Below are 14300 nucleotides of genomic sequence, written 5' to 3'. Positions count from 1 at the left end.
CAAGTTGTCGACTGGCTAACGCCTAAAATCGGCGTACCGAGGTTTGCTCACGGGAGAGCATCATGCGTACAGATCAGGGATACACGCGTACTGAGGAACCGGCGCTGGCGGTGTCGCTCGAACTCGCCGCGGCGAAGTGGAAGGTAGCGTTGCACGACGGGCAGCGGGAGCAGCCGGCGGTGTACACCGTAGCGCAACCGCAAGCCCCCGCGCGCCTACAGGCCGTGCTGGAAGTGATCGAACAACAGAAGCTGAAGTGGTCGCTGCCCGCGGGCGTGCACCTTGTCGTGAGTTATGAAGCCGGCCAGGACGCGTTCTGGATCTATCGGGCGCTACGGGCACGCGGTATCGAGTGTCATGTGGTCGATCCAGCGAGCATTCCGGTCGAGCGCCACAAGCGGCGTGCCAAGACTGACCGGCTTGATGCAATCAGGCTGGTGATCAGCCTGCGCGCGTGGCTGCGCGGCGAGCGCGACCGCATGCACGTGGTGCACGTGCCGTCACCGCAGGACGAAGCGTCCCGCCATCTGATGCGCGACCGAGGGGAACTGCAGAAGGAGGTGCTACAGCATCGTGACCGGATGCGCAAACTGCTTGTCACGCTCGGCTGCTGGGATGAGGTTGACCACAAGGCCTTCGCCGCCCGCCTCGCCCGTGACCAGGTGCGGTGTCACGACGGTGCGCCACTGCCGCGCGAGCTGCGGGAGCGGCTGCTGCGCGAGTGCGAACGGCTGGCGCTGGCCGTGCAGCAACTCGCGGCACTCGAGAAAACGCAACACGCTGGCCTGCCCGCACCCGCACGCGAAAGGATCGATCTTCTGACGCAGCTAAATGGCATTGGCCCGGTGGGTGGCTCGCGTCTGGCGCTCGAGCTGTTCTGGCGGGACTTCCATAACCGGCGCGAAGTTGGGGCCTGCGTAGGGCTGGTTCCACAACCCTACGACAGTGGCGAGAGCCAGGTGGACCAGGGGATCAGCAGGCAGGGCAACCGTCGCGTGCGCGCACTGCTGATTGAGATGGCGTGGTGCTGGATCCGTTACCAGCCCGGTAGTGCACTGACGCAGTGGTTCAACCAGCGCACGCAAGGCACGGGACCGAATCGCCGCGTGCGGCGCATTGCGATCGTCGCAGTAGCACGACGCCTCGCGATCGCGCTGTGGCGCTACTTGCAGGACGGCGTGATACCCGAAGGCGCACAACTGAAGTCAGTCTGAGTCCGAAAGGTATCGCGACAACGCAATCAAGGGAGGAACGATACCTGTCGATAGAGAGTTTGCAGTGAACATGCCCGTGTTGATGGCGGGTTGCTAACGCGACCGATTAAACAGATGGGGCATGCTCCCGGAACAGGTTCCGGCGTAACGCGCATAAAGGATGAGGCTGGCCATACGCCAGCGGATAGAAGTTGGTGAGACGTTGCTGTCTTACGCGCGCGATAAGCGGCTTCAGGCTAACGACGTTGACCGGACTGTAGCCAATGGTTGACGTTGAGGGCGGTGGGAATCCGCCCGACTATGCCGCGAAAATGCGGCTTGTATGGCGGCGAGCGCCATCACCCGCGCTTGCCGCCATACGCCAGCATGTCACCACTTTGCAGCAAGGAGAAAGAGACTTGACCTATCCTTTGTAAGCCAGTTCGCAAATGGCCTTGACAACTTTCTGCTCATAGAAGCCATCAGCAACTTTCTCGCCAATGCCGAAGCCCTACTCGCTGACCGTCTCAAGCGCGTATCGCTGGACGATATTGCACACCACGCCCAGCCCACCCCTCCAATCACAACACGGAGCCCATCACCATGGATGACGTCATCATCATCGGCGGCAGCTTTGCCGGCCTCGCCGCCGCCCTGCAGCTCGGCCGTGCCCGCCGCAAGGTCACGGTTCTCGATACCGGCCGGCCGCGCAACCGCTTTGCAGGCCACTCGCATGGCTTGCTCGGCCACGATCACAAGCCACCGCTGGACATCCTGGTCGAGGCGCGGCAGCAGTTGACGCGCTATCCAACGATCAGGCTGGTCAATGCCCGGGCCGAGAGCGTGTCTGGCGCCATCGACGATTTCTGCGTCGTCACTGACGATAACGAAAGCCTGAGGGCGCACCGCCTGATCCTGAGCTATGGCGTCGCCGACCAGATGCCTGATGTTCCGGGCTTTGCCGAAAGCTGGGGCACGTCCATCGTGCCCTGCCCCTATTGCGACGGCTTTGAAGTCGCCGGCCAGCATTGGGGCCTCGTCTGGTCCAGCCCGCAGTCGCACCAGTCTGCCAGGCTGTTCCGCGATTGGACGGACAAGCTGACTGTCTTCGCCGATGGTCATGACATTGCGCCCGATGTCCAAGTCGATCTGGCGCGTCGCAACATACCTGTCGTCGATGGCCGGATCGTCGAGATCGCCCATCACAAGGGCCATATCAACACCGTCAATCTCGATACCCGCCGCAATGTCGCGGTCGACGTCCTGTTCGCCCATCCGCGCAACAAGCCGTCCGCACGCCTGCATGAATCACTGGGCCTCGCCACGGTCGATACGCCCACCGGCATCGTCCTCAAAGTCGACGAGCGCCGCCAAACCAGCATGCCCGGCATCTACGCCGCTGGCGACCTCGCCACGCCCTTCTTGCCCTCGGTCACCCAGGCTTCATCGCAGGGCGCGATGGCGGGTATCTTCGCCCAGCAGTCGATGGTGGTTTGAGAGCACAGATCCTTGTTGCGTCGTCGCCTTCGAAAAGGTTGGCGTAAATCGACGCGGCGAAAGGCGGATCGTCGAGTCAAGGAGATGACATGGCAAAGCAAAGTGCTGATCAGGAGGGTGACTGGAATGGTCAAAGCGGGGAGCGCTGGGTCGCCAACCAGGCCCGGCTCGACGCTCTGGTGGCGGTGTTCGGCCAGGCCGCGATCGAAGCCGCCGCGCCCGCGACGGGTGAGCGCGTGCTGGACATCGGCTGCGGCGCGGGTGCGTCAAGTCTGGCTCTGGCCGCTCGCGTCGGCGCGGGGGGCCAAGTGCTGGGCGTGGACATATCCGAACCGCTGATCGATCGAGCGCGCGCGCTTGCGCGCCACGATACGCCGGCCCTGTTTCAGGTGGCCGACGCCAGCAGCGCAGAGCTGCCCGAAGGCGCGTTCGACATTCTGTTCTCGCGTTTCGGCGTGATGTTTTTCCCCGATCCGACAGCGGCGTTCGCCCATATGCGACGCGCGCTCCGGCCGGGCGGCCGGGTCGCTTTCGTCTGCTGGCGCGGTGCGGCCGAGAACGATTGGATGCGACTGCCGGTGGGCGCGCTCAAGGACATCGTCCCGCCGAGCGCGCTCCCCGATCCCGAAGCGCCCGGCCCGTTTTCGTTCGGCGACCGGGAGCACGTGGCGCGCATCCTGACGGCGGCCGGTTTCACCGAAATCGTTATCTCGCCCTTCGACGCGGCCGTCCCATTCGGCCAGGGCGAAACGCGGGACGCGGCGATCGACGACGCAGTGAGGATGACGCTTGAGGTCGGCCCGCTGTCGCGTGCGCTCGCTGGTCAGCCCGACGACATCCGCGCCCGTGCCTCCGCCGCAGTTCGTGCCGCCTTCGCGAGCCTCCCCGGCGAGGGGTCGGTGATGATCAACGGCGCGGCATGGGTCGTCATGGCACGAAATCCGGCAAGCTGACAGGGATTAACAGGGGAGATGCCTCCGCTCGGTGGAACAGGGCGTCTTTGGCCGGCCAGATTGATGTCCCTTCTGGCCGCTGAACGAGCGCTCGCCTTGCGACAATCAGATGGCCGGTTGCGAAGCAGAGCCGGCGCCTGAGCGGCCTTCCGGCGGCGCATGTGACCGGCAGTTTGTGGCCGATCTGAGCCGGACAGCAACTTATTCAGCTACCGGGTCGCTTCGTCCACAACGCTTTCGCTACCTGCACTAAAGACGAAGACCTCCTCGAAACACTGACCTTTCGCGAACCAGTGCGGGTGCGAAAGCCGAAGGTGCCGCAGAAGCAGTCAGCCATCCCCATAACGTTGAGGTCTTCCGCGTTGCAAAGCCGGTCCGGGCGTCCCCGAAACCCTGACCTTTGGCGATATGAAGCCGGTCGACTCATGCCCGAAACCCTGCCCTTTCGCTGATTGCGGGGGCGATTGCGTCATCCGCGAAACCCTGACCTTTCGCGATGCGGAGCCGGTCGAGTCATTCCAAAAGTTTTGACCTTTTGCGCCGTAGAGCCGGTTGAGCCATCCCCGAAACCCTGACTGTTCGCGATGTGGAGCAGGTCGAGTCATCCCAAAAGTTTTGACCTTTCGCGCCACAGAGCCGGTCGAGCCATCCCTAGAACTCCGACCTTTCGCGATGCAGCGTCGGTCGAGTCATCCCCGAAACCCTGACCTTTCGTTGATTGCCGGGGCGATTGCGTCATCCCCGAAACCCTGACCTTTCGGGATGCGGCGCCAGTCGAGTCATCCCAAAAGCTTTGACCCTTCGCGCCGTAGAGCCGGTCGAGCCATCCCCGAAACCCTGACCTTTACGCATCGGCCGCGCGCGGTCAGTCCTGCATCGCATATCGGCTCGCGCGCGCATCATGCAGCGCGTGATGCCGGCCGCCATGCTCGCGAAAGTACATTTCCGAGCGGTCGGGGCGCAGCGCTTGGCCGATATGGCACGCCAACCAGCCATCCGGCACATCGCCGACGAGATCCACGAACAAATCCCAGTCGCCCGCATAGTCGACGCACAGCATGCGCTCTTGCTCGCTGTCGAACTGAGCCAGCCACGCGAGTAGATCGGCGCGCAAGGCATCGCGCGTGAAGACCCGGCCCGGATGCTGGCCGAGTTGCGGTATCACCGCCTCGCGCACGAACGCGGTACAGGTCGCATCGTCGTAATCCGAGCGCTCACCGTAGAACTCGCGGCCATCGTCGGCGACGAGCGCAATCGAAATCAGGTCGCAGTCAATGAAATCGGTGAATTCAGTATCGACAAAAAGGCGCATAGGCGGGACGGATTATCAGGTGTAGGCGTCAGACACGTGCTTTATCAAATCGCCGACGCGTGCACGTAAATCGGCTTTCGTGAAGTCATCGACGTTGCTTGCTTCGGTACCGGTGCTGGTTCCGCCTTCCGGCCGGTAGGATTCGCGACCGGTCGCGACAATTCGAAATTAGCCGTCGCTTCCTTTACTGAATTCGCGACAGGCGGCGGCATCGGCCGAAAATTCGGGACCGCGCTTCTCCAATATCTCTGCCCATTCCTGCACCTGTTGTTTCGCCGGGATCATGCTCGTGGGGCACTCGTGCAGGAAAAACCCTAGGAAGAAGTTGAGTTCCTTCCTCGTACCGTTCGCGACCGTATCGAGGTACGCATCCGAATCTGTCATGTCCTCTTCCTCTGGTGGCCTTGTACTGGACGGCCGTTCTGCTTGCCATTGCCGATGCTTCAATCGACGCCGCAACGACGCATCGCAAGAATTAGGATCCCCTTAAACGAAGGCCGCTCCCCAAATCGACGCCGAAACAACGCCGAAACGACGCATTGTGCCGGCAAGGATTATCCCGACAGAGTCCGGCCTCGCTGAATCGACGCTGCATCGACGCTGCATCGACGCATTGTTCGTTGGTCCTTCCGATTTAGTCAACCCTGCTTGTGATCGCGTCGCTTCGCACTGGCCAATTTGAAACGGGACAAACGGTCAACTTTCGGCGAATGCTTGATGGGTCGAGCTGCTTGAACGAACGGCGCCCTGACCCGTCCCCCCTGTCCTTTCCGTCCGTGAGCAGCATGCCCGTAACTTCCGATGCTGTAGTCGCTCAAATGGCCCATCACCTTGGCAGCGTCCTCCAATGAAACACTTGGGTCGGCCTTCAGGTCGGAAGCCACCTGGTGTCGAAAGCAGTATGGACTGACGCGCGTTCTTAGCCTCGGGAAGGTGCTTTTTCCCAGCTGGACGATACTGTTGTACAAGTAGTCCTTGTCATGAGTTACCGTGAGTTGAGCCGTTCCGTCGACCGCGTAGTGAGCAGACAGGGCATGCAAGAGCTTCAGTGCGGGGTTGGCCTCAGCATCGATCGCAAATCCCATCATGCGGGTCGGCTGACCCCGCTCCCGCCCCTCAGCGTCGACACACTTCGCGCCCTTCAGCCTTATGAGCAGGTAATCGCCGCGCACAGCCACATGCGCACCGTTTGCAAGTTCTGCCGAACGGCAGCCGGTGAGCCAAAGGATAGCGAGTGCAGGAAGCAATTGTGGCCTAGACTCCCGCCATTGAGGTTCACATGCTTGCCGCCATAGGGCCTCGCGCCAGTCTGGCGGAAGCAGCTTGAGAGCGGGTTTCTTTGCTTTTCCCATTTCGTATCCGGGCCTAGTTAAGTTGTCTTCCGGTTGTGACTTCGCGTCTTACCGGTGTCGTATGTGTTGATTTCGCAGCGTAAGAAATCGGCCAAGCACCACCCCCGAGTCGCTACGCGCCTCGACCCCTGAGGGGTTGGGCTTGGTCTGTTTCAGCCACAACCAGCCATGCCTTCGCATGTCGTTGTTGTGGCTGAAACAGACCAAGCCCCCTCTTGTCCGACATGAATTTCGGACAAGAGTCCGACTCGATACCTGCCGGAGTGAAATCACCAACGAGCAGGGACCGAACGAGGGACTGGCAACCGCCATCGTCCGGTTTCGGCAATGGAAGGTTTCGGCGCTCGAACCGTCGATGTGCCGATGTGATCGTCGGTCCCGCGCCCGCCCGTGGACGGCTGTGCTGCCCACCCCACAGGGGCGTGGACAGCGCCGGCGCGCTGGCCGGCGTTCCACAGCCGCCCACCGGCTCCCCGCGAGCGTTGCCCTCCGGGCCTGACGCGCGCCGGCGACGCTTGCCCAAAAGTGAGAGAGCCAATCGACTACAAGCCCCTTTCCTGCAAGCTCAAGCCGTCGATTGCTGACCACGGTTCGCGCGCGCCGTCGCACCCGGATCGAGGCGCACGGGAACCACCGCCCGCAGGGCGGTGGGAGAGCGCCGACCGTTCGTAGGGCAGGCGATCCGGACAGGCCGGAGTCGTTTGATTTTGCGTGGGGCAACCAAGCCGCGATAGGCGGTTTGTGCCCTTCCTTTTCCGGAGCGCGTTGATAGCTCGAGCCTTTGTTCATCGGAAGACGTTAAGGTTTAAAAAGGTTTTGGTTAACCGCGCGCGCGCGTTACGGTTTCTGGAACCCTCGCCACATCAGGCTTTGCGAGGTATCTGCGTCCGTGAAACCACGGTTCGGAGTGTCCGTAAAACAACGTGTCAATCCACAGGGGAGGCGTCTGTGAAACCACGTGTCTATCCACAGACGCCGCGGACTTTTCCACAAGGAAGGAGACACGTGGTTTCACGGACGTTTGTCCTTGCTCAGTCCAGCCAGGAGGTCAGTAATCTGGGTCTTTGCACCCTTCTGGGCGCGGGCATAGAACGTCACCGTGTCGCTCGCGGTATCGAACGTCACGCGGTAATCGGGCAGTTCATCGGACTTTGCCAGCGTCTTGATGGAGGCTCGGAATTTGCGCAATGTGTCGGTACTTCCGCTCTTCTCATGCAGCACCGCAAGGGTCACGCGCCACTTGGCTTGCGAGCCGCCGTGTTTGCGGACCAGCTCATAGATACGTCTGTCCAACGGCTTACGCAGGCGAAAGTAACCACGGCTGAGCGTCTTAACCTGCATGCTCTTGACCGAGCGCCACAGCCAGTCCGGAAGCTTTACTTCGACCGCTACCATGCGCCCATCATTGGCTCGCTCGATTACCCTCCACTTTTCAATCAGGCCAAAGCCCCCACGTTCGCGCATGTCGGCCGTCTTAATATTGGTCTCGATGACCGTACCCTTAAGCCTCGCTAAGGCGTCGCCCATGCGAGCGTAACTGTCACCATCGGTGCGCCGATTCGTCGCCACAAAGAACGCGTGGGCTGTAAAACGTAATTCAGGACCTGCACCCTCACGCCCACGGTTAAGAGCCTCCACTAGCTGGCTGATGCAGTAAATCCAGATATCTTTGTCGTGGATGGTGGCGCAGCCGTCGGGCCCCGGCTTGACTTTCACGGTCACGCCGTTGCGCTCATAGATTCGCACACGCTTGTCGCCGGCCTTCAGTGCAAACATCGGATGCTCCATACTCATCAAGTCGTCCTTCGGTGCGGCATCCAAGATGTCGGCCACGAAAAAATCGTGCTGTTCGTGACGGTCGGGAATTAGGTGCCCCTTTGGGATCCCTTGCGCTATGCCTTTGTTCTCATTCCGAGCGGCATGCGCGTTTGCTTCGCGCGGCGCGACCTCGACCGCCGCCGCTATTGCGAGCCCGCGGGGGAAGCGACGCCAAGCATCGGCCACAGGCTTCCCGCGCGACCGTGCGTCAGCAACTACCGATGCCTCCACAGCCGTCACCGGAAGAAGCAGTAGGTCTTCATCTCGCTCCACGAGCGCCTCTTGACACCGTGTTTATTGCGCATCCGACTTGCGTCGGCGACCGCGACGCGGAGCTGCCGCATTGAGGTCGTTCAGCCAGGCCCTTACGTCAGCAGCTCGCCAGCGCACGTACCGGTTCCGACTCATGGCCGGTCGTGGAAACTCCCCCAGCATGTTCCTTTGGTAGAACGCCCCGGGCGTAATGCCTAAGAGGCAGGCGAACTCTCTGGGCGAAATTAGCGCGCTCGGGTCCAACTGTCCGAAAATCACCCTGAAATCGCTAGCTAAACCAATTTCCTCGATAGGCATTTGCGCGCTCCATATGAATCAGGTAGTCTGATTTCAAATGTTCGGGCGCAAAGCGCTCATTGAAAATGGCGTATCAAGGGGGGTTCCCGATGACCGGGCGAAGCGCGGGTATTGAGGCAGAGGAACGAGCGCGAAGAAAAGCTTTGGCCATCTATCTGGATGCCGAGCTCCGCTCGCAGGGAGAGATCAAGGAAACGCGGGCGAACGTCGAAGCTAAGCTTGGGCTTTCAGCGGGGAAGTTGACAGAGATGTGTCGTCAAGCGACACGCAAGCGTTGGAACAAGAAGACCGGCAAGCATGAGGAAAAGGAGCCTGGTGGCGTGGAGGACTGGGAATTCGCCCAGATAGCAGGCAAGGGCTACGATAAGGGGCGCGGCAGACTAACTGATCAGTTCATCTTTGAATTGGGCCTCGGGCAACTTGTCGAATCCGTCCAAATCCAAATTGGACTTGACCCGAACGAGGCCGAAGAGGCAGCGGCGGAGAAAAGGGAGCGAGACCAAATCAAGGCCCTGCTAAACAACCGGCACGAGGCCTGTAAGATTTTTACCGCCGGCCGCAATAATGTTCGCCAGGGCGACGTTCCTTGGTCAAGGAATGGCAGGCGCAAAAAATGGGCGAATGCAACGCCGGCAGAGCGTCGGGCTTCGTTTGATGGCTGGATCGACAAAATCGAGGGGCTGGGAAGTCGTGTGCTTGAGCGCAGTGAATGGAATGACTGGTTTCGGATGGCCAATCCTGCAGGGACGATGGAGCAATTTTTGTGGCACTGGTGCGATGGTGATGACGGTGAGTATTCTGCAGGCTGTCCGCCTTGGGTTGTCGGCGTAGACCTTGATTATTGGGATAACTACGATGCATTGAACAGCCTGGAGTTTCTGGACAGCCTAATCCTCGTTACAGAAAGCGACATGCCATATAGCCCGTATCACAAGCGTTTGGTGCAGGCCAAACTTGAATCTAGCCGTGGCGGCCCAGAGATCATTGTCAGGCAGGTTGATGCCGAAGGATGGGAGACCGAGTGGTACGGCGACGACTTAAGTGCGTGGGCAGCCAACAGGAAGGCACGAATTGCACAGTCGGAGGCGGAGGCCACGGCGCTGATTGATCGGGCGAGCCGGCGGAAAAGTGGCGGAGCGCGTCACTAATCTGAACGAATGCAAGATGAGCTGACGAGAGGAAAATCGATTCAAAATCTTGTAGAATCATAAAGTTAGATGCACATGGCCTTGTGTGCACTTGGGCGATTTTTCCCTCCGAAGGCAGGGGTTGCTGGTTCGATCCCAGCCGGGGATAAGGCTTTCAGCGGTTTCGCTACTTCATCGATTTCCCCGCTACAGTGAAAATACAGTTAGCCGACCGCTAGCTGCAGTTCTCTCGCACCCGTGTGGCCCATCTGCGACACCTCCTGGTTCGCCCGCTCGATGCCTTGATGCTGCTCGTGCTTTGCGTGCCCATAATCGCTGCCCGTGGCGTTTCACAACATGTGCGACCAGCCTGACTTCAGCCCAGCCTCCGCGTTGATATCACGCGCCGAACCACGCAGCGCAGGCCTGTCGCACGCGCTCCGCGACTGCGGGCCACGGTTCATCCAGCCCTCGCCTGAACAGGCGAACCGTATTGGGATACCACGGCGAGTCGTCACGGCCGTGCATCCACCGCCAGTCCACGTCGCGTGCCGGCAAGAGCACCCAGCATGGTTTGCCGAGCGAGGCTGCCAGATGCGCTGTCGAAGTGTCCACACAGATCAGCAGATCGAGTTGCGAGATGACCGCAGCCGTGTCGGTGAAGTCTTCGAGATCTGCGCCGAGAGGCAGGATCGGGAGGCTCGCAGGGAATGACAGCGCTTCGTCTTCCCCCGCGCCCTTTTGCAGGCTCACGAACTTCACGCCCGGCAGGCTCCAGAGCGGCGCCAGTGTGTTGAGCAACGGTAGCGAACGGTGCACGTCGTTGTGGTGTTTCGGGTTGCCCTTCCAGACGAGACCCACCCGGTGTCCCGCGCCCAGCACGGCAAGGCGCGCGCGCCAATGCTCGACGCGCGACGGGGCCAGGGTGATGCACAGGGGAGGCGGAATCGTGTCGAGCGTCGTGCCCAGATACAGCGGTGCGCTGAGCGCGCTGATCCAGCAATCGAAATCGCCGGCGCGCGCCGAGGCTTCGTCATGACTGAGCACCGCGTCGACTCCATCGACATCGGCGAACAGGCGTTGTAGCGGTGCCATACAGGCAAACGCGACGTGCGCGGCGCCCTGAGCCTTCAACAGACGCAGATAACGCCCGAACTGCAGCATGTCGCCGAGTCCATCCTCCTGCCAAACGAGGAGTGATTTGCCGGCGAGCGGCTCGCCTCGCCAGCGCGGACACCTCAGCATCGACTGCGTGGCGTGATGCGCGAACCCAGCCATCTCGTAGCGGCATTCGTAGAGGAGAAAGCCTTCTTCGAAGCGGCCCATGCCGATGAGCAGCGTGGCGAGACGGAACTTCGCGTCGCCGTAGTCGGGGCGCAGCGCGAGCGCGCGGCGGTAGGCGGCTTCGGCTTGCTCCGGGTCGCCGAGCTCTTTCACGATGCTGCCGATGTTGAAGTGTGTTTCGGCGATGTCGGCGCGCAACGTGAGCGCGTGGCGAAACGCCGCGAGAGCCTCGGGCAGGCGCGCTTGCGCAAGCAGCGTGCAACCCAGGTTATTGGCCGCTTCGACGCGGTTCGGCGCGAGCCGAAGCGCCTCGCGATACGCGCATTCGGCATCGACCAGTTGGTCCAGTGCGTGCAGGACGCAGCCGAGGTTGTAGTGCGCCTCGGCGAAGGCGGGGCGCAACGCGAGCGTCTGCCGGTAGGCGCTCTCCGCCTCGGGCAGGCGCTTGAGTTCGGTGAGCACACAGCCGAGATTGTTGAGCGCGTCCGCGTAGGCGGGGCGGATCTGAAGCGCGAGGCGGCAAGCCAACTCGGCTTCCCGGAGCCGGCCGAGCGCCCTGTAAAGCGCCCCCAGGTTGTTCAGTGCCTCGGGATATTGCGGGTGCGCGAGCAGCGCCTGCCGATACGCTTCTTCAGCCTCTTCGATCCGGCCGCGATCGCGCAACAGATTGCCGAGGTTGTTGTTCGCCTTGGCAAATTGCGGATTCACGGCGAGCGCTGTGCGATAGGCCGCCTCCGCTTCGTCGAGGCGGCGCTGTTCATGAAGCACGATGCCGAGGTTGTAGTTCGCGTCGACGTGGTCCGGGCGAAGTGCGAGCGCCACGCGGTACGCGGCCTTGGCCGCGTCGTGCCGTCCGAGACGGTGCAGCACGATCCCGCGATTGCTGTGGACGTCGGCGTCATCGGGGCGTATCGCGGCAAGCCGCCCGTAAACCGCTTCCGCTTCGGCAAGCTGATTGAGGGTCGCGAGCATCGCTCCGAGCCCCAGATACGCGTCGGCGAAATCCGGCTTCGCTTGAATGCAGCGCAACCATAGAGCTTGCGCCTGCGCGGGCTGGCCCACACCCGTGGCGCACATGGCCGCGAGGTTGAGCGCATCGGCGTGCTCCGCGTCCTCGGGGGTGGCCTTCGCGCCGACGAGCGGTGCAAGCAGCGCCAGTGCGTCGGCGAACTGCCCGGTGGCGCTGAGGGCAGTGGCTTCGCTCAGAATGTGCTGGCGCGTGGGGGCAAGTGGGCTCGTAGCGGTCACGGTCGTCGTAGAGGGGCGGTGGATTCGCAGCTTAAGGCATGCGCACGCGCGGTGGCGGCCCGAATTGAGCTGGCAGCTCGGTTCAATTCGACCGATGACGTGCTGCGCGGGCTTTGTCTTTCGAAGCCGTAAGGCCGGGTGCAGATCAAGGGCGATCGGATGCCCAATCAGCATTGCGACGCGAAGTGGCTTCGACGCCTGCGAGCCTTAAGCCGCCGAAGGACGAAGCCTGGCGTCCCCCATCTTGAAAAAGCGCCTCCCCACTGCACGCGGGCGAGGCAAGGGCGTCAGCCCAGAGGGTTGCATCAACAAGGCAGCTAAAGTTTTTCCAGGTGGGGTCGTAATCACAAACAAGGCGGCAGGCCAACGAACCCGCTGCCGTTACTGGGCCGATAGCCCCATCAGGAGAATCTCAATGCTCGGAATCAACACCAACACCAACTCGCTCATCGCGCAACAAAACCTGACCGGCTCGGGTAGCGCACTGTCGCAAGCGATCACGCGTCTGTCGTCGGGCAAGCGCATCAACAGCGCAGCAGACGACGCAGCAGGTCTTGCGATCTCGAACATCATGCAGACCCAGATCAACGGTCTGAACCAGGGTGTGTCGAATTCGAACGATGGTACTTCGATGGTGCAAACGGCATCGTCGGGTCTGTCGTCGCTGACTTCGTCGCTCCAGCGTATCCGCCAGCTTGCTACGCAAGCAGCTAACGGTTCGATGACCGACAACGACCGTGCTGCACTTCAACAGGAAGTGAACCAGCAAGTCTCGGAAATCAACCGTATCGCGTCGCAAACGACGTACAACGGCATGAACGTCCTCGACGGCTCGTTGGGCAACGTGTCGTTCCAGGTCGGCGCAAACGTCGGTCAGTCGATCTCGCTGAATCTCTCGCAGTCGATGTCCGCTGCTTCGATTGGCGGCGGCGTTCCGGCAGCGGGCAACACGCTCGGCTCGTTCTCGGTCTCGCTGGACAGCAACGGCGCTGCGGCTGCGGCTGCGGGTATCACGTCGGTCACGGCTTCGTGGGACAACGCTACGAATTCGGTCTCGTACACGGACCAAAACGGTAACGCCATCACCGATGCTTCGACGATCACGGCCTTCGCGAATGCCCCCGGGGGCGAAGTGACCGGTGGCGCCGCGCTTCCGGCTGCAGCAGGTGATGCTTCGCAGACGTGGACGCTTAATACGAACGGCAGCGAGAACGCTACTGTCTCGCAGATCAACGTGATTGCCGACGGTAAGGGCGGCTTCACGCTCACGGACCAGAACGGTAAGGCCTTGACTAACGCTGTTGCTAGCGCAGTCTTCACCAGCGGTACTGTTGGTACGGACAGCAACGGCAACACCACGCTGACTGGCGACACCGGTGCGACTATGGCGACCGAAGTCGAAGCGGTAACGGGCGCTATCGCGACCGCGAGTCAAGCGGCCGGCGATAACCCGAATCTCGATGCTGCGGGCAAGACTACAGACGCAATGGGCGCGACCATCGACAAGCTGAGCCAGTCGAACACGGTTTCGCAGATCGACATCTCGACCAAGGACGGCGCTTCGGCAGCAATGCTGACCATCGACAACGCGCTGAGCGCTGTCAACAACCTGCAAGCAACGCTCGGCGCGGCACAAAACCGCTTCAGCGCAATCGGCACGACGCAGCAAGCTCAGTCGACCGACCTGTCGACCGCACAATCGTCGATCCAGGACGCCAACTTCGCAGAAGAAACGGCTAACCTGAGCAAGGCACAGGTTCTGCAACAAGCCGGTATCTCGGTGCTGGCACAAGCGAACTCGCAGCCGCAGCAGATCCTGAAGCTCCTCCAGTAAGGCGCTTCCCGCTGCAGGCAGCCGGCGCGCGGCTCGATGCGCGCCGGACGCAAACCCGTCGGGAGGCTTGCCTCCCGATTGTCTTTTCCCGCGTTACCCCGCTTGTTAAATC

The 14300-nt window shown here is 61.6% G+C and carries 10 protein-coding genes; 5 read left to right on the top strand and 5 right to left on the bottom strand.

Features of this window, described 5'->3' with window-relative positions; genetic code table 11:
• Nucleotides 1-62: 62 nt before the first annotated feature.
• The 3 genes from OKW29_RS35030 to OKW29_RS35020 all read left to right on the top strand — a co-directional run bounded on the left by OKW29_RS35030 (nt 63) and on the right by OKW29_RS35020 (nt 3643).
• Nucleotides 63-1214, top strand: coding sequence for an IS110 family transposase (locus OKW29_RS35030; RefSeq protein ID WP_429290624.1), 1152 nt, complete (start codon nt 63-65; stop codon nt 1212-1214).
• 582 nt (nt 1215-1796) lie between these two features.
• The gene (locus tag OKW29_RS35025; RefSeq protein ID WP_429294153.1) at nt 1797-2690 is read left to right on the top strand and encodes an NAD(P)/FAD-dependent oxidoreductase; all 894 of its coding nucleotides are present in this window, start codon (nt 1797-1799) and stop codon (nt 2688-2690) included.
• 89 nt (nt 2691-2779) lie between these two features.
• A complete protein-coding gene (locus tag OKW29_RS35020; RefSeq protein WP_429294152.1) occupies nt 2780-3643 on the top strand; it encodes a class I SAM-dependent methyltransferase in 864 nt (287 codons plus the stop codon).
• A gap of 865 nt (nt 3644-4508) precedes the next feature.
• Here OKW29_RS35020 and OKW29_RS35015 read toward each other — a convergent pair.
• The 4 genes from OKW29_RS35015 to OKW29_RS35000 all read right to left on the bottom strand — a co-directional run bounded on the left by OKW29_RS35015 (nt 4509) and on the right by OKW29_RS35000 (nt 8398).
• Nucleotides 4509-4955, bottom strand: a complete 447-nt coding sequence (locus OKW29_RS35015) for a hypothetical protein (RefSeq protein ID WP_429294151.1) — start codon at nt 4953-4955, stop codon at nt 4509-4511.
• A 168-nt stretch (nt 4956-5123) separates the two neighbouring features.
• Nucleotides 5124-5339 (bottom strand): hypothetical protein, encoded by a 216-nt coding sequence (locus OKW29_RS35010; RefSeq protein WP_429294150.1) that lies wholly within the window; start codon nt 5337-5339, stop codon nt 5124-5126.
• Between the two features lie 254 nt (nt 5340-5593).
• A complete protein-coding gene (locus OKW29_RS35005; RefSeq protein WP_429294149.1) occupies nt 5594-6307 on the bottom strand; it encodes a site-specific integrase in 714 nt (237 codons plus the stop codon).
• 1011 nt (nt 6308-7318) lie between these two features.
• Nucleotides 7319-8398, bottom strand: coding sequence for a replication initiator protein A (locus tag OKW29_RS35000; protein WP_429294148.1), 1080 nt, complete (start codon nt 8396-8398; stop codon nt 7319-7321).
• 386 nt (nt 8399-8784) lie between these two features.
• On the opposite strand from OKW29_RS35000, the gene OKW29_RS34995 reads away from it, so the two are divergent.
• On the top strand, nt 8785-9843 hold the full coding sequence (locus OKW29_RS34995) for a hypothetical protein (RefSeq protein ID WP_429294147.1): 1059 nt from the start codon (nt 8785-8787) through the stop codon (nt 9841-9843).
• 378 nt (nt 9844-10221) lie between these two features.
• Here OKW29_RS34995 and OKW29_RS34990 read toward each other — a convergent pair whose 3' ends face one another.
• Nucleotides 10222-12354, bottom strand: a complete 2133-nt coding sequence (locus tag OKW29_RS34990; protein WP_429294146.1) for a tetratricopeptide repeat protein — start codon at nt 12352-12354, stop codon at nt 10222-10224.
• 415 nt (nt 12355-12769) lie between these two features.
• Here OKW29_RS34990 and OKW29_RS34985 point away from each other — a divergent pair, with 415 nt between their 5' ends.
• Nucleotides 12770-14188 carry a flagellin gene (locus OKW29_RS34985; RefSeq protein WP_429294145.1) on the top strand — a complete coding sequence of 473 codons (1419 nt, stop codon included), beginning with the start codon at nt 12770-12772 and terminating at the stop codon, nt 14186-14188.
• The last annotated feature ends 112 nt before the right edge of the window (nt 14189-14300 follow it).

It is taken from the genome of Paraburkholderia sp. CI3, assembly GCF_050436505.1.
GTDB lineage: Bacteria > Pseudomonadota > Gammaproteobacteria > Burkholderiales > Burkholderiaceae > Paraburkholderia > Paraburkholderia tuberum.
This window is presented reverse-complemented; position numbering and strand designations above follow the sequence as displayed.